The organism is Paenibacillus sp. FW126-R14 (genome assembly GCF_058789495.1).
The window spans coordinates 39,167-55,860 of sequence record NZ_JBYTBS010000013.1; the positions used below are offsets into that span (position 1 = coordinate 39,167).

The 16,694-nt window shown below is 48.3% G+C and carries 11 protein-coding genes; all 11 read left to right on the plus strand.

Features of this window, described 5'->3' with window-relative positions; translation table 11 throughout:
* The first annotated feature begins 16 nt into the window (after positions 1–16).
* Entirely contained in the window at positions 17–3,346 is a 3,330-nt protein-coding gene (locus tag AC3WRW_RS11385; protein ID WP_492546434.1) for a glucuronyl esterase domain-containing protein, read from the plus strand.
* A gap of 368 nt (positions 3,347–3,714) precedes the next feature.
* Positions 3,715–4,659: an ABC transporter permease gene (locus AC3WRW_RS11390; RefSeq protein WP_492546435.1), complete on the plus strand. Its 945-nt coding sequence runs from the start codon at positions 3,715–3,717 to the stop codon at positions 4,657–4,659.
* A gap of 11 nt (positions 4,660–4,670) precedes the next feature.
* Positions 4,671–5,543, plus strand: a complete 873-nt coding sequence (locus AC3WRW_RS11395) for a carbohydrate ABC transporter permease (protein ID WP_492546436.1) — start codon at positions 4,671–4,673, stop codon at positions 5,541–5,543.
* 77 nt (positions 5,544–5,620) lie between these two features.
* Positions 5,621–7,240, plus strand: a complete 1,620-nt coding sequence (locus AC3WRW_RS11400) for an extracellular solute-binding protein (protein ID WP_492546437.1) — start codon at positions 5,621–5,623, stop codon at positions 7,238–7,240.
* Positions 7,241–7,313: 73 nt separating this feature from the next.
* The gene (locus AC3WRW_RS11405) at positions 7,314–8,468 is read left to right on the plus strand and encodes a Gfo/Idh/MocA family protein (RefSeq protein ID WP_492546438.1); all 1,155 of its coding nucleotides are present in this window, start codon (positions 7,314–7,316) and stop codon (positions 8,466–8,468) included.
* 12 nt (positions 8,469–8,480) lie between these two features.
* Complete coding sequence (locus AC3WRW_RS11410; RefSeq protein WP_492546439.1) at positions 8,481–9,728, plus strand: DUF6807 domain-containing protein; 1,248 nt, start codon at positions 8,481–8,483, stop codon at positions 9,726–9,728.
* Positions 9,729–10,259: 531 nt separating this feature from the next.
* Positions 10,260–11,378 carry an ABC transporter substrate-binding protein gene (locus AC3WRW_RS11415; protein ID WP_492546440.1) on the plus strand — a complete coding sequence of 373 codons (1,119 nt, stop codon included), beginning with the start codon at positions 10,260–10,262 and terminating at the stop codon, positions 11,376–11,378.
* A gap of 143 nt (positions 11,379–11,521) precedes the next feature.
* On the plus strand, positions 11,522–12,208 hold the full coding sequence (locus AC3WRW_RS11420) for a GntR family transcriptional regulator (RefSeq protein WP_492546498.1): 687 nt from the start codon (positions 11,522–11,524) through the stop codon (positions 12,206–12,208).
* 82 nt (positions 12,209–12,290) lie between these two features.
* Positions 12,291–14,051 carry a cache domain-containing sensor histidine kinase gene (locus AC3WRW_RS11425; RefSeq protein ID WP_492546441.1) on the plus strand — a complete coding sequence of 587 codons (1,761 nt, stop codon included), beginning with the start codon at positions 12,291–12,293 and terminating at the stop codon, positions 14,049–14,051.
* Positions 14,052–14,140: 89 nt separating this feature from the next.
* Positions 14,141–15,760, plus strand: a complete 1,620-nt coding sequence (locus tag AC3WRW_RS11430) for a response regulator (protein WP_492546442.1) — start codon at positions 14,141–14,143, stop codon at positions 15,758–15,760.
* Positions 15,761–15,797: 37 nt separating this feature from the next.
* Positions 15,798–16,478, plus strand: a complete 681-nt coding sequence (locus AC3WRW_RS11435; protein WP_492546443.1) for a GntR family transcriptional regulator — start codon at positions 15,798–15,800, stop codon at positions 16,476–16,478.
* Positions 16,479–16,694 lie beyond the last annotated feature (216 nt).

Genomic DNA, 16,694 nt, shown 5'->3' on the forward strand with positions numbered 1-16,694 from the left:
ATTAGGAGGAAGCTGCATGAAAGCCAAGAAAAAAATCTTAAGCGCCGTCTTGGGCGTATCCCTGCTATTCTCAATGGTCCCCGCCGCCTTTGCGACAAACAACTACTATCCGTCCAATCAAGGACCGTCTCAAGCCAAGCCGCCAGCGGGGCGCGAGTATTTCCCCACCGATATCAGCAAGCTGCCCAGCTCTGAAGGGCTGCCCGACCTGTTCAAGCTTCTTGACCCCACGAAGGGCACGAACGGCTATGTGACCACCAAGGACGAATGGACACAGCGCCGCTCGGAGCTCTCTGATCTGCTCCAATACTACTACTACGGCTATGAAATGAAGACTCCGAAAGAGAATGTCACCTATTCAGGCAACTTAGGCACGAGCAACGCAACGCTTACTGTTACCGTTAAAAACCCGGACAATAACAAATCCGGCAGCTACAGCGTAACCGGCATTTATGTCCCGACATACAAACCGGGAGTGGCGGATGCCGATCTGAAAAGCGGCGAAACCAACATCGCGCCTCCTTATCCCTTCGTTATCGGCGTAGGCGGCGGCGTATCCGCCAACATGCGCAACGCGTTCCTGCGTCGCGGTTATGCCGTGATGAACAATCCTACCGGCACGATCTACAGCGACAGCGCTGCCCGAAGCGGGCTGTATACGACGCTGTATCCTTTTAACAAGGATACATACGAAGGCAATTCCGGCGCACTGATGGGCTGGGCTTGGGGAATTTCCCGGACCATTGACGCGCTGGAAAACGGGGCGTATCAAGGACTGATCGATCCGACCCGCTCAGTTGTCACAGGGGTTTCGCGCAACGGCAAGGCCGCTGCTATCGCCGGTGCGTTCGATGAGCGCATCAGCATTGTCGTGCCTGTCGATCCGGGACAGGGAGGCATAGCGTCTATGCGATATACCTCCGAAGGGCGTATTTACAACTATAACGTGCCGAACAGCAGCACCGGTGCTCCCAACGCCGCTTACAGCAACTCCAATATGAACCGGAGCTTCTTCCGCAATGAGAAGCCGACCAACCTGCTCAGTACCGCCGAGGCTCATTGGCTGGACGTCAAGGCTGAGGAGTTCCGCTATGATCTGGACAGACTTCCTTTTGATTCGCACGCGCTCGCTGCGCTGGTCGCTCCTCGTCCGCTTATCACTTATACCGGAGAGGGCTTTGACTGGCTGAGCTCACCGGGTACCGTGCTTGCCACTGTCGCAGCCAAAGAGGTTTATGAGCTTCTTGGCGTTGGCGATAACATCGCTGTCCGCGTTCATGACGGTGCGCATGCGTTCCAAGATCGCGACCATGCCTACATGCTTGCCGTTATGGACCGTGAATTCCACGGCGGAAAGTACGGCGATCCGCTTAAGGTCGAAGGGCCCGATACGCTCGGCGTTAACGTGAACCCGCCGCTTCATCCTGCTGCAACGTATAACGGGGTGTGGGGCATGTCCGTTTATCCGTATGAAGTAGACAGTTCGTATATTCGCTGGTCGCAACCGGGCAACTATATGCTCTATACAACGAACGAGATGCTGACAGCAGACTATCCGGCAACGATCAAGGCTTACTCCGACGCTCCCAAGGTCCAGTTGAACACAGGAGCAGCCAACTATACGGCTGATGTTGTTGGCGGCGTTGCGACATTTACACTTAGCGCCGATAAGGTCAAGGCAGGCCGCTATGCGCTCTCGACCGTCGGCAGTGCGAAGAATAACAAGTCCGTCTACCTTCAGAGCTATGACCTCACAGGGATTCTTCGCACCAGCATTACAGGCGATGACACTGGCGATCAACGTTGGGTCTTCGGCTTTACAAGCAAAATTGATCAGAAAGCGATCAAGATTTTCGCCAACAACGTGCCGGTTCCATCCAGCGTGAACGAAGCCTTGGAGCCCGGCTGGATACTGACCTACGGCGCTTCCATTAACACCGGCTACTCGAGCGCCGACGCCGATAACACCAACAAGCACTCCTTCTTTCAAGAAGAAGTCCCAGGCTTCCCGGTCACTTATACGGCAGGCACGAACAGGGTTGTTCGTTTGGAAGACGTAAAACTCGAATCGCTGCCAGGCTTTAATTTCCAGTTTTCTTACGATCTAAATAAAGCGAAGGCCGTGCTGCCGCCGTCCTGGCCATCCACGAACATCAAGATTGGCCCAAGTCCCGACTGGCCGCAATATCCGAACAAAAATACCGATACCGGGGTAAGGCCCGAATCGCTTCCTTGGCCGACCACCAAGCTTGGCGCGGTTACGTTTAATCCCAAAAACGCCGTGATCACACCTGACACTAAGAGCGTATCCATTGCTTTTGAGAATCCGATGGATGGGCAGAATTTCGGTTTTGGTACCAACTTCGCCGAGGACTACACCGTCACTTGGAGCGAAAACAACACCGTGGTCACCATTGGCTTTGACAAGCCTGTCGCTTCAGGCGGCAAGCTCATTCTTGCCCAGCTGAAAGATGCGGCGGGCAACGTCAATGTCCAGCCCTATGTTTTTGATATAAAAGCAAAGAATGCAACGAGCCTGACAGGACCCGACAGCGCTTCGGCTGGCGATGTGTTTGATTTGGCCTTTGGGTTGAACGAATACAGCCAAGATGCGCTGGCTCAGGATATGACCGTAACCTTCGATACGTATAAGCTGGAATTCGTTGCTCCAACCTCGCTCAATAAGGATTTTCAAGTGATCGATTATAAAGTGATTGAGCCTGGCAAAATCCGCTTCATTAATGTGTTCTTCGGCAATCTGCAGGGGGATCCGAATGGAGCTCTCTTGAAGCTGCAATTCAAAGCCAAACCGGATGCCGTAGCCGGGGATGCCGATGTGACCATCTCCAATGTCGTGATGGCTGGCCGTGATGGCGTTGAACATGACATTGCGGGAACTTCGCATCGCATTCACATTGCCACGATCGAGAAGCAGGATCTGACTCAACTGATTGCGGAGGCACAAGCCGTCTATGCGAATGCAACCGAAGGCAGACTTGTAGGCCAATATCCTGCAGGATCGAAAGCGGCACTCCATACGGCTATTGACGCAGCCACGCAAGTTGCTGATAATACGTCGGCGACGCAGCATGATATCGATCAGGCGAAGTCTGCCTTGGCTCAGGCGCTGCAATTGTTCCGCAGCTTGGTCATTGTATCGATACCGGGCGATATCAACAATGATAATAAAGTAAGCATCGGCGATTTGGCGATCATGGTCAAAGCATATGGCAAAACGTCGGCAGATCCGGACTGGAGTTCGGTCGCGAATTTAGACCTTAATGGAGACGGCAAAATCGATATCGAAGATTTAGCCCAGTTGGCCATGTTGATTTTCAATTGGTAAAAGAAGAGAAAGAAAGACAGAGGGAGACAGGCAGCTGTCTTTCTCTGTTTTTATCCTTGTTATGTCGTGGGATATTTTTGAAAAAAAGGTGTTGCAATCGGTTACAAGGCTGAATTATAATGAAGTCATTGGAAGACTAGTAATACTAGTTAGACTAATTAGATCAATAAGTTTAGTGGTATCAGGAATATAAGTTTAAGTGGTTCAATCGGTTAGACCGCCTTCATTTGAATACGCAATCAATACTTGAAGATGCTGCTAATGAGACTAAATACGCAAAAGCGCAATGGTTAGTCAAAGTTATGTAAGCGTTTCAATTTTGATATAGAGCTTCTCATTCATTAATTTCATGGAAAGGATGAACGCTTATGCAAATTGAAATTAGTCGGACTACATCCTCAGTGGCAGTTAAACGAAGACGTTTGTCTTTTTTTCGGCGCCAATGGCAGCTATATGTCCTGATGATCGTACCGATGGCCTACTTCATTATTTTTAAGTATATTCCGATGGCGGGAGTTGCAGTTGCGTTTAAGGACTATAACATCTTCAAAGGCGTATGGGGCAGTGACTGGGTAGGATTAGACGTCTTTAAAGAAGTTTTCTCGCTGCCTCAATTTTACAGGGCGTTCCGCAACACGCTGCTCTTAAATGTTCTGGGATTGCTTACATTCCCGGTTCCGATTATTTTGGCCATCATGTTGAATGAAATCCGAATTAGCTGGTTCAAGCGGGTAAGCCAAACGTTAATGTACCTGCCTCACTTTATTTCCTGGGTAATTGTCGGCGGTATGGCCATCGAGCTGCTTTCCACGAATACCGGCACGATTAACGAAATGATCAAGTCGATTGGCGGCCAACCGATTCCGTTTCTGGAAAAGCCGATATACTGGGTCTCCACTTATGTAGGAACCGGTTTGTGGCACCATGCGGGATGGGGAACGATTCTGTATTTGGCGGCGCTCACAGGAATTAATAAGGAATTATATGAAGCTGCCGAAGTGGACGGTGCTTCCCGAATGCGAAAGATCTGGCATATTACATTGCCGGGCATAAAACCGACGATTATTGTTCTGTTCATTTTACAGATCGGCAATATGGCGAATATCAGCTTTGAACAGCCTTATGTTCTGCAGAATGGGTATGTCAAGGAAGTTTCCGAAGTCATTAGTACGTATGTCTACACGGTCGGGATTCAATCAGCGAGATTCGCGCTCGCTACGGCTGTCGGCTTGTTTCAGTCGGTTGTCGGCCTCATTTTGCTCTTGTCAGCTGAATTCATATCGAGAAGAGTTAACAATCAGGGGATTTTCTAGGGGGTGAATATATGTATCGAAGTCCTACGAATAGATTTGTAGACGCTGCTATTATCGTTGTAATCGGTGTATTCTGCTTGTTTTGTGTCGTGCCGATGATTCATATGTTCGCTTTGTCATTAAGCGGAAACAGGCCGATTATGTCTGGTGAAGTCACCCTTTGGCCGGTTGAATGGAACTGGGGCGCTTATAAGTCGGTGCTTGGAGACTTAGCCATGCTGCGTTCGCTTCTGTTTACGATCCTGCTCGTTGCCGGATACACGCTTGTAACGATGGTCGTAACCGTTATGGCTGCTTATCCTTTAAGCAGAAGGGATTTTAAAGGGAAGCATATCTTCTTCTTGTTGATTATTATCACGATGTTTTTCAATCCGGGAATTATTCCGCATTATTTGTTGGTGAAGCAGCTTCACATGCTAAATACGGTATTCTCCTTAGTTATACCGATATTGGTCAATGCGTTTCTGCTGATTATTTTGAAAACCAACTTTTCGCAGCTTCCGGCTGAACTGGAAGATTCCGCTTGGATGGACGGGTGCGGGCATTTCAGATTTTTGTTGAAAATCGTGCTTCCGCTATCGCTGCCCATATTGGCGACGATCGGACTTTACTCTGCGGTGGATCGCTGGAATATATTTCAGGATGCCTTATTTTACATCAATGATCAGCATTTGTATCCTATCCAATTGAAGCTCTACGAGATGGTCATCAACAGCCAGACGAACGATGCTTCCGCTCAGGAGGGCTTTAATTCCTCGACGCCGATCCCTCAAAGCTTGCAGGCTGCCAGCATCATGTTCTCCACTGTGCCGATCCTGCTCGTATATCCGTGGCTGCAGCGTTATTTCATATCGGGGATGCTTGTCGGCGCCGTAAAAGGTTGATAGTTACCCTTCGGCGGACAGCAAGCTGCCAACCGAAGGTTCTATAATAATTAGTCAAGTTAAAGGGAGGCAACACAATGCGGAAAATGATTCATAAATCAGTGCATACGACATTGACAGTAGCCATGGCATCCTGCTTAGCACTAACTGCCTGCAGCAGCAATACTCCAAGCGGCACGACCGAAAGCAGCACTACGCCAGCAGCCAGCAATAACGCAGCAACGCCTACACCGGCGCCTTCAAAACCGATTACTCTGACCGTGGAGCTATTCGATAGAGCGAATACTCCGGCCGGCGCTCCGCCGATCACCGACAACTTTATGACCCAGTACATTCAAGAAAACTTCGGCAAGCCGAACAATATTACGGTCAAATTCGTAACGGTACCGCGTTCCGAGGAGGTTAAAAAGCTTAACGTATTGATGGCGTCTGATTCTGCGCCGGATATTGTCTTTACTTATGATAAGCCGACAGTTCAGAACTATGCGCAAAGCGGCGGCTTGGCGGATTTGGGGCCGGTTGTTGATAAATTTGGTCCTCAGCTGAAAAAGGTGCTAGCGCCTTCTTTACCGGACGGCATGTTTAACGGCAAACAGTATGCCATTCCTGCCCTCCGGGTTATCCAGGCCCAGACTACAACGTTTATCCGCAAAGATTGGCTGGATAAGCTGAACATGCCGGTGCCGACGACGACCGACCAATTCCTGCAGACGATGAAGGCGTTTAAAGAAAAAGATCCAGGAAATACAGGCGGCAAAGTAATCCCGTATTCGTATATCGATATTTTCCACATGCAGCCATTGATTCAATCTTTCTGGGATTGGAGCAAAATAACGCCGGCCGATCTGTACGCTACTCCGAACTGGGAGCAGCCGGGTAATAAAGACGGTCTCAAGTTCTTGAACCAAATGTACAATGACGGCCTGATTGATAAAGATTTTGCGTTGGCGTCCGACTTCAGCCAAGCTTTCGCCCAGCAAATGGTGAATGGAATTGCAGGTGCGGCTACGCCTAATACGAATGAGCCTGTTTATAACGGCTATTATTCGAATATGAAGAAGAACAATCCGAGTGCCGAACTGGTAGCGATCGATCCGTTCTCCACGAAAGACGGCAAACATCCGAAGCCGAAATACCCGGCCTACGGCGCGTATCTGATGGTTCCAAAATCAAGTCCGAATGTTGAGGCGGCAGTTAAATATTTGAACTGGATGGCTGAACCGAAAAATATTCTTGCACTTCAAAACGGTAAGGAAGGCGTTTCTTATAAATTGGATGGCAACGGCGTACCGATCAACCTGGATACTCCGGAAGCGAAACAAATTCTGTACAACTACTATGACTATGCCATTATCTTAAACGGTAAATATGTGAGCCCGGATGAGCCGCAGAAAAATATCGAAGCTAACGCAGCCGATCCGAACTTCAAAGATTTCACAGTGCAGAGCATTAAAGCCGGATCTAATGATGCTTATACGATCCCTCGTGTCGACACGCCAATTCAGGCTGAAGTGAAGTATGCAACGATTTTGAAGGAAAAAGAAAAAGAAATGTTGACGAAAATCGTTACCGCCAAAACCGCTGATTTCAATAAAGCATACGACGATCAAGTTAAAGCCTACATGGAAATGGGCGGTACAGCGGTTAAGGAAGAAAAGAAGAAAGCTTACGCGGAGTTCTACAAGGATCAAAAGTAACTTCATGTAACGGATGGCTCGGTTCCCTGCTTAACGGGGAACCGAATTTATTATTGCGAAGGAGCTGGGAGTCATGATTCGTGTTGCTGTTATTGGAATAGGTGCTATTTCGGCTGCCCATATGGAAGCTTACCAAACTTTGGGGGAACGCTGTCAAATCGTCGCCTTGTGCGACATCTACACAGATAAGGCGGAGCAGTTCAAACTGAAGCATAATCTGGATTGCATGATTTATAGCGATTATCGCGAGATGCTGTCACGGGACGATATTGATCTGGTTTCCGTCTGCACCCCGCCGTATACCCATGCGGATATTGCGGTCTATGGGCTTAAAGCCGGCAAGCATGTCATTGTCGAGAAGCCGATGGCATCCTCCCTTGAGGAATGCGACCGGATGAACGAGGCGGCTGAGGTTTCCGGTAAAATACTTTCGGTCGTTAGCCAAAACCGCTTCGGCGATTCGGTCATGAAATTAAAAACGGTATTGGATTCCGGATTAGCCGGTAAAATTGTGCACGCTCAAGTAGACTCGTTCTGGTGGAGAGGATACGTATATTACGATCTTTGGTGGAGAGGCACATGGGAAAAAGAAGGCGGAGGCTGCACGCTGAATCATGCCGTCCATCATATCGATATGTTTCAATGGATGATGGGCATGCCGGACCAGGTTACGGCAGTGATGAGCAATACGTCGCACGATAATGCGGAAGTCGAGGATTTGTCGATCGCGATTCTGTCCTATCCTCGGGCATTGGCTCAAATAACAAGCTCGGTTGTGAATCACGGGCAGGAGCAGCAGTTGATTTTCCAAGGGGAGAAAGCGCGTGTGTCGATGCCTTGGAAGGTGACGGCTTCCGTGTCCAAGGAGAACGGCTTTCCTCAGGCATATCCAGAGCTGGAGCAAGAAATCGCTGCTGTTGCGAACCAGGTTCCTGCACTGCGTTACACGGGGCATCAAGGTCAGATCGACAATGTTTTGACGGCTATAGAGAACGGTCTGACGGATGTGTTGGTCACAGGCCAAGAAGGCAGAAAAACACTCGAGCTGATCACTGCCATTTATCAATCTGCCAGCACGGGCACATCCGTAGGGCTGCCGTTGAAGCCGGATAGCCCGTTCTATACCCTCGAAGGGATTCTGGCGAACGCTCCACGCTTTTATGATAAGAAAAACTCGGTTGCCGGTTTCAGCTCGAATGAAATCACAGTCAGCGGAGAGCAGAGATAAGGAGCTGGGAGCATGACCATAGATTCTAAAATGAAGTTCTCCGTTACTTTAGATCATTCTGTTACGTCGCTGCCAACCGTATTGAAGGTCGATTTGGACGAAGAAACCTATAACAGGATTGCAGTATGGGCCGGGGAGGCGGACATGTATGCCGTTGACGAGACCAACGGGGTTGAATTGGCTTGCCAGCTTAACCGGTTCGGTAATTGTGCAACACCATGGGAAGTTACGGAAGAGCACGCTCTTTATATCCTTTTAAAAGAAGATCAATGGCCAGCGAAGGGGATACTTTCCTTCATAACGAAGCCCCGCAGTCAGGGAGTGCCCAAAGATCGGCAGTATAATCCTTGGCATGAGCTTCCGGGAGTTTATCTGGATCATCAGGAAGAGAACAGCCGGGTCGTTGTAAGCATTGAGGGCAAGCTGTTCACCCGTTATTTATATTCGCCGCAAGTTGGCAAGCCGTACTACTATCCCTTAATTGGGCCCTACGGTAAAACGCTGATTCAGGATGCGCCGGACGATCACCTGCATCATCACGGGCTTTGGTGGGGACACGACGATGTAAACGGGCATAAGCTTTACCATGAGTTTCGTGGCGAGGGCCGCCAAGTGCATAAGGCATTTATGGTCAAGTGCGGCGGCCCGGTTTTTGGTCAATTGACTACGTTGATCGATTGGCAGGATGAGCACGGCAATGTATTGCTGCAGGAGACTCGCAGTATGAGAATATACAATCTGCCTCCCGAATCAAGATACGTAGATCTAACCACACAGCTTCATGCTGTAAACGGCGATGTAAAGTTCGGCGACACGAAAGAAGGCGGCTTCCCTTTCATTCGCGTTAACGAGCAAATCAACGGTCATCATAGCGGGATTATTTCGGCTGCCAGCGGACAAATGGGGGAAGCTGAGATTTTTGGAACCGTCACGGAGTGGGTGGATTACAGCGGCAAGCTGTTTCGCAGTATGCGTAGTGAAGAGGGGACGGCTGTCAAGGAATATGCCGAAATGGGCATTGCCGTATTTTCCCACCCGGAGAACGAGACTTACGCCTCCCAGTGGTTTGTTCGCGACTACGGCCCGTTCACGCCAGCCAACTTCCATTTCTGCGGCGGGAAAGTGCTGAGCAGCGGAGACACCCTGACCATGAATCACAGGCTATTCATCCATCAAGGGGATGCAGTCGAAGGGAAGGTAGCGCAGCGGTATAACGAATATGCCGAAGAGGTACGAGGAAATCTGACTTTTCATGAGTAGAAGGCATAATTAATTTAAAATAAATGCGATGAGTCTGTCATGATGGCAGGCTCTTTTTCATATTGCGGGAACAATTATCCGCTATTTGCTATGCAGGGAGGCATTTGGCCATTTAGAGGGAACTCCGTTCCGCTAATAGGCTCTTTTGAATAGGTAGGAAGGCTGTTCGTGGCAAATAAGACCTCGTAGTTCCCCCACCAAGCAGAAAATAGCCCGCCAAGCCCGATAGCGCCCTGTAGTTCCCTATCGTTTGGGAAATTAGCAAGAAAATAAAGCTGTAAAGTATGATATAGTAGAAATGCGTCAATGGTTCGAGCGAGTCATGCTATAAACCGTTTAGGGGAGAAATTAATGGTCAAGTGGAAACGCTTTCAGTTACTCTTGTTCACAGGCATCTTTCTTGGAACATTGCTTACTTCGTGCCTGCATATGAACCCCCAACCCCAACCCAAAGACCAACTTCCTCAGGGGGAAAGCAAAGTCAAATTAAGGATCGCATGGTGGGGCTCCCAAGAACGCCATGAGGCAACCATGTCCGTTTTACGCTTATATACGCAGAAATTTCCGAACATTACGTTCGAACCGGAATATTCCGGTTTAGAGGGCTATTTAGATAAGATCAACACCCAAGCTTTAGCGAAAAATCCGCCCGATATCGTGCAGCTCGATGCAGGCTGGATCTCGGATTGGGCAAGCCGTCAAATACTGGTTCCGCTGGAACCCGGCGTGAATTTGTCCAAGGTGGATCAGAAGCTTTTGTCTTCCGGGCAGTACAAAGGGATATCCTATGCGGTGCCATTAGGCTCTGTTGCTTACGGCATGATTTATGACCGTTCGGCTTTGGAGAAGCTGGGCATAGAGGCGCCGCAGAACGGATGGACCTGGGACGACTTCTTCCAAATGGCCAGGGAATCAAAGCCCAAGCTGCCGAAGGGCGTTTATTTCACTAAAGATTTTGCCGGGGATTACTTTGCCTATTCCGCCTTTCAATACAGCAAAGGGAAAGATAAAGTGATGACGGACGACGGGAAGTTCAATATTGACGAGAATACTTTTCTGGAGTGGACCCAAACATTTGAGCAAATGCGCAAGGACGGCATTGTTCCCCCGCCGGAAATCAATCTCTCCGATAAGGAATTTGATCCCGGTCTGGATTTGATGGTGGCAGGGAAAATTACGATGAGAATGTCCTTCTCGAACAATTTAGGGGGCTGGGACAGTTTAAAAAGAGGCACCTATGCGCTTGTCACCATGCCCAGGTCGCAGCAGGCGGGAGGCTGGCTCAAGCCCTCCATGTTCTTCGGAGTTTCTTCTGGCAGCAGTTATCCCGAAGAGGCCAGAAGGTTTATCGATTGGTTTATCAACGATCCGGAAGCGGGAGCCCTATTAAAGACAGTCCGCGGACTGCCCGTCAATCGCGAGATTGCCGCTTCTATTGAGAAATACATGAGCGAAATCGACAAGGCCGGACTCAGCATGTTTTATACGACTTTAAAAAACGGTCAAACCTATAGTCCCGGTCCAAACGGCTGGATCAACTACGTTGACAGGGATTGGCCGCTGGTTAGGGATCAGCTCAGTTTTGGCAAAATCACGCCCAAAGAAGCGTTTGAGCAGCTGAAAGCCGCCGCGCATAAGTACGAGAAATAATGCTGCCTAGTATTGAAATGGCATTTCCAATCTTATATACTATACATTATATGCACTAGTATTACTAGTAACATCATAATTCAATATCTGCAAAGGTAGATTAAACATATTAGAGAATTCAGGAGGAGTGCTGCACTGTGGACATGAAACTTTCCGTTTCTTCGCGTGACAACAAAGGTCTGCTGATCAGGGACCACGTGTACAACACGCTGAAGAACAACATTATGGAGTTAAAGCTTGAGCCCGGCCGTCTCATTTCGGAGAAGGAAGTTATCGAGATGCTTCAAGTAAGCAAAACCCCCATTCGAGAAGCATTGGTGCTATTGGCTCAGGAGGATTTAATCGAGACGGTTCCTCAGAAGGGGACGTATATTTCACTTATCGACCTCGGTCTTGTGGAAGAAGCCCGGTTCGTACGGGAAACGCTGGAAAGGGAAATTGTGCGAAGAGCTTGCCAAGAGCTGAAGACCGAACAGGTTATGCAGCTGCAGCATCTTCATTCCCTTCAGCAGTTATGCGTCGACGAGAAAAACTACGAACGCTTTTTTGAATTAGACGAAGAGTTTCATAAGACCATTATTGTAGGCTGCGGTAAAACCCATACATGGAGCATGCTGGAGCAAATGAACGTACATTACAACAGAGTTCGCATTCTGCGTCTTGCGGATGACGAAGACTGGGGACTTATTCTTGAGCAGCATCATGGGATTATCCAAGCGATTCGCGAGCGGGACCCGGATCGTGCGGAAGAGGTCATGGGCGAGCATTTAAGCAAAGTCCGATTTGAAAAAGAAGAACTAAAGAAAAAATATCCAACTTATTTTAAATAACAAGCTTACCTAGAAGACCTGTCGATCATCGGCAGGTCTTTGATTGCAAATAGCGTGAATGGGGAAGGGAGGATGGTCATCCATGCACAATCCGTTTAAGAAATATAGAATCGATCGATTGTTCTTCTACAGCTTTGCCACGTTAATCGTCATTGTGTTGGCTTCCACGGTCCTGATCAGCTTCCGAATGTCGTCCAATGAGCTGGCACAAACGACATCGCATTATCAGCATAAACTTCTGGTGGAGTTGAATAAGGAAATTTCCTCCAGGCTTCAAACGATTGAACAGATTTCCCTCTCGCTATCTCGGGACGAGCAGCTCATTTCCTATTTAAGAGTGCAGAAGGATGAGTATCAGCGATATCAAGAGTCCAGGAACGTGGCGCAAACTTTGGCCAATGTTACCTACTCCATCCCCATGATCCAGGAAATTGATCTGTATATGGATCAACCTGTATTCGGAGATTCCAAAAGCTATATCCAATTTATGGAGAGATCTGAGGCTTCCGGCCGAATATGGTTTGATGCCTTGCAAGATAACGATACAACTTGGTCTAATGAGCATTTGATTCCCAGCTTCCAAGGGACGGTGCCTGTTATGAGTTATGCCAGAAAAATTATATATGATAACAAATACTTAGGCATTTTAGTCATTCAAATTAAGGCTGAAAGCATTCGCTCTACGCTGGCTGGACAATCAACGGAGGCTAACCGTCTTATCCTGAGCGATACCGGCAAATTATTGCTGCATACGGGGGATATTTCCAACCATGTACAGTTGTCTGAGTGGCTGGATCATAAAATAGATGATTCCGGGTATACCCGGATACGGGGGGAAGCCGGCTTAGCAGATAATTTACTTGTGTATTCCAAGTCGCCAAGCTCGCAGTGGGTGCTGGTCGAGGTAACGCCATGGGAGCAAATCTCGGCCGGCGGATATAAGCTTGCTGAAGCCGTAGGAATCATAGGCATAGTAGCTATTCTGCTAACTTTGATCCTTGCATTGTGGCTTAGCAAGCAGTTTACCAAACCCATCAAATATTTAATCAGTATGATGTCAGCGTATTCGTTAGGAGGAAAGAAAATCAATGTGCCCCAGGATTATGAAAATGAGTTCGGCTATTTGTTTTTGGGATATTCCAAACAAAACGAGCGGATAGAGGAGCTGTACGATTCGCTGCAGCGCCGTCATGAACAGCAGCGCAAAGCGGAGATTGAGGCCTTGCAGGCGAATATCAACCCTCATTTTTTATATAACACGCTGGATCAATTAAACTGGATGGCCATTACCCGGGGGCAGCATGAAATCAGCCGAATTATCGAACTCATGGGGCGAATGTTCCGCATAGGTCTTTCGAATGGAGAAAGCTTCGTGACACTGGGCGAGGAAGTGATGCATGTGGAAAGCTATTTGGAGATCCAGCAATTGCGCTGGAAAACCGGCCTGGCGTACTCCATGGCGATCCATAGTGACATCAAGCAGTTGTTCCTGCCCAAGCTGATTTTGCAGCCATTTGTAGAGAATAGCATCATCCACGGTTTTGCCGTTCGAAGTGAAGGACATATCCATATCGGCATTGAAGTAAACAATGATATCTTGAGCATCGTTATTGAGGATGACGGGGTTGGATTGCAGAATCAAATGAAGCCGGACAGTCCGCACCAACGCCATACGGGAGGCTATGGGGTTCGGAATGTCAAAGAACGCATCAAAGTGTATTTTGGGAGCAGGTACGGAGTTGCATTGACGCCCCGTGATGAAGGGGGAACGCGAGTTCACATCACATTGCCGGCACTGACCTCGCGTCCCGATCCGGCAGCCTGGGGAAAGAACATGGATTAATCGGAATGGATTTTATAATAATTTGTGCATTAACCGCATTTAAGCCTGTGTGAGATCATGTTATCATTCGATTAGGAGGACGCCGAACTATGTGGAGAATCGCAATCATCGATGACGACCGCCAAGTGCTTCACGGTATGAAGTCCGCGATACCTTGGGAAGAGCTGAATGCAGAATGCGTGGGGGAAGCCTTGACCGGAGCAGACGGCCTGAAGATGGTATTGGAGGTTCAGCCGGATATCGTCATTACGGATATTTATATGCCTGTCATGAACGGTATCGATATGATTGAGCGGCTGAGAGAAGATGAATTTCGAGGCAAAATCATCATTCTGAGCGGGTATTCCGATTTTGAATTCGCAAGGCAAGCCTTACGGTTTCAAGTAAGCGATTATGTGTCCAAGCCGATTTCCTTGCAAACGCTTAACTCTGTTCTTACTAAAGTGATTCGAGAGCTTACTGATGAGGAAGAACAGCGTATGAAGCAGGTTGATCTTGCGCAGAAACTATCGATGTACGAACCCTTTGTCCAAAAGGAGTGGGTGCAATCCGCAGTAGCGGGCACACTTAGCAGCAAATGGAACGAGTCTATGCTGCCGCCGCAGTTTCGTAATTGGCAACATCAAACGCACCTTGTACTGGGCATCGAAATTGTCCGTGATTTACGTGCAAATGAAGTATTGTTGACCGATTGGAACTTATTCCGGTTTGCCGTTAACAATATCGTGTCTGAGTTAGCAGGGGAGCAGTTTGAAGGATTCGAATATACGAATCTGCACAGCACACGCTCGGCGCTGCTGCTGCATCTGGAACCGGATGAAGAATACACCGACTCGTTAGAGAAGCTGAGCAAGCTCTCAACCCGAATCATTGAATCTATAAGAGCTCATTTAAAATTGACCGTTCGGGTCGGTATTGGAACCATCAAATCGAATTGGACGGATATCCCCGATTCGACCGAAGAAGCATTCCGTGCCATGGATCTAAAGGAGCAGCGCCCCACCCCGATCTACGATGTATTCATGTATAGCAGCGCAGTCAAAGGCGAGAAGGAAACCGCCAGCATTCGCCCGGTGAAATTTTATTCCGAGCTGGCCGGGGCGATAAAGGTATCTCAAGAGGTTAGGGCCTACGAGATTATCACGGCGTATTTAGAAGTCATCAAGAGGGATATGGAGTCGATCACTCCGGATTATTTGCAGATGCTGGCCGGGGAGCTTTGGGGTATTTTTGCTTACTGCTTGTACGAAGTGGGGATGGTGCTTGACGATATGTTCCCCAACGAGCAGGTGGTGATGGAAATGGCCGGAATTACGAAGCCGGAGCATTTGGCGAAATGGCTTAACGATAAAATTTCGGTTATTTGCACAAGCAGAGAATTCAAGGGGAACAGTAAACATCAGCAAGTCGTCGATTCCATGATTCAATATATTCATGAGCATTATATGGATGATATTAATCTCATTGATTTTACGAGCAAGGTGTACATTTCACGCAATTATCTCGCGATTATATTTAAAAATGCAACAGGAGAAACCTTTAACAATTATTTGACGCGCGTACGTATCGAGAAGGCTAAAGAATTGCTCTTGGAACGCAATATGTTGGTTTATGAAGTGGCCAAACGAGTCGGATACAAGAACGTTCCTTACTTTAGCAACTTGTTTAAGAAATATACCGGCCTGAATCCAACCGACCTAGTGAAATGAATTAATGTCATCTATCTTTTCTTTAGGGGTGAATCCAATGTTTCTGCAGACAAATGATTTAAGCGGTTCCGCTCGAGACCACGTTTATGAAGCGCTGAAGGAAAACATGATTCAGTTGATATGGAAACCGGGGATGCTGATCTCGGAAACGATGGCGGCGGAAATGATGCTCGTAAGCCGCAGAATGATCCGCGAAGCTTTTGCCAGACTTTCCAAGGACAAATTAGTTGAGATTATTCCCCAGAAGGGCTGTTATATTTCGAAAATCGATTTAGCGCATGTAGATGAATGCGGTTTCATTCGGGAGCAGCTGGAGGCGGAAGTTATCCGTTTGGCTTGTATGCGGATGACCTCGGATCAAATCGCCATGCTGCAAACTTTGGTGGGGCAGCAGGTGCGTGCCATCGAGGCGAAGCAATTTAACAAATTAATCGAGCTTGATGATCTGTTCCATCAATGGATTTTTATCGGGGGGAACATGGAGCGGACCTGGGCAGTTCTGCAGCAGAAATCAATGAATAGCAACCGTGTCCGCTTTTTGATGGAGCCGAATGCCGGCTACTGGGAAACCATGGTAAGCGAGCATCAGGTGATCCTGCATGCCATTGAAAGCAAGGACCCCGAACAAGCGGTAGGCGTCATCAGGAGACATTTTAAGCTGCCGGGTTTTGACAAGCTTGCTCTATTACATAAATATCCGAACTATTTCAGTTCGTAAAAGCGCGGGATGCTGGAGGGCATCCCATAAATCCATGCGCTACGAAGATGGCGAGGGTGGGTAACTGGAAAACTTCCCTCTAATTGGATCGAATAATAATGAGAGGCTGTTCCTCGGTCATTTGATGACTATTGGGACAGCCTCGTTTGCGTCCGTTGATATTTCGCAGCGGCGGCGATGACACGGATGGGCTGATTCCGACGTTTTAAGAACGGA

Excerpts from the sequence above, each read along its gene's own strand:
- AC3WRW_RS11385 (WP_492546434.1), top strand. The coding sequence starts at position 17 with ATGAAAGCCAAGAAAAAAATCTTAAGCGCCGTCTTGGGCGTATCCCTG.
- AC3WRW_RS11425 (WP_492546441.1), top strand. The coding sequence starts at position 12,291 with ATGCACAATCCGTTTAAGAAATATAGAATCGATCGATTGTTCTTCTAC.
- AC3WRW_RS11400 (WP_492546437.1), top strand. The coding sequence starts at position 5,621 with ATGCGGAAAATGATTCATAAATCAGTGCATACGACATTGACAGTAGCC.
- AC3WRW_RS11430 (WP_492546442.1), top strand. The coding sequence starts at position 14,141 with ATGTGGAGAATCGCAATCATCGATGACGACCGCCAAGTGCTTCACGGT.
- AC3WRW_RS11435 (WP_492546443.1), top strand. The coding sequence starts at position 15,798 with ATGTTTCTGCAGACAAATGATTTAAGCGGTTCCGCTCGAGACCACGTT.
- AC3WRW_RS11395 (WP_492546436.1), top strand. The coding sequence starts at position 4,671 with ATGTATCGAAGTCCTACGAATAGATTTGTAGACGCTGCTATTATCGTT.
- AC3WRW_RS11415 (WP_492546440.1), top strand. The coding sequence starts at position 10,260 with ATGTCCGTTTTACGCTTATATACGCAGAAATTTCCGAACATTACGTTC.
- AC3WRW_RS11410 (WP_492546439.1), top strand. The coding sequence starts at position 8,481 with ATGACCATAGATTCTAAAATGAAGTTCTCCGTTACTTTAGATCATTCT.
- AC3WRW_RS11405 (WP_492546438.1), top strand. The coding sequence starts at position 7,314 with ATGATTCGTGTTGCTGTTATTGGAATAGGTGCTATTTCGGCTGCCCAT.
- AC3WRW_RS11420 (WP_492546498.1), top strand. The coding sequence starts at position 11,522 with ATGAAACTTTCCGTTTCTTCGCGTGACAACAAAGGTCTGCTGATCAGG.
- AC3WRW_RS11390 (WP_492546435.1), top strand. The coding sequence starts at position 3,715 with ATGCAAATTGAAATTAGTCGGACTACATCCTCAGTGGCAGTTAAACGA.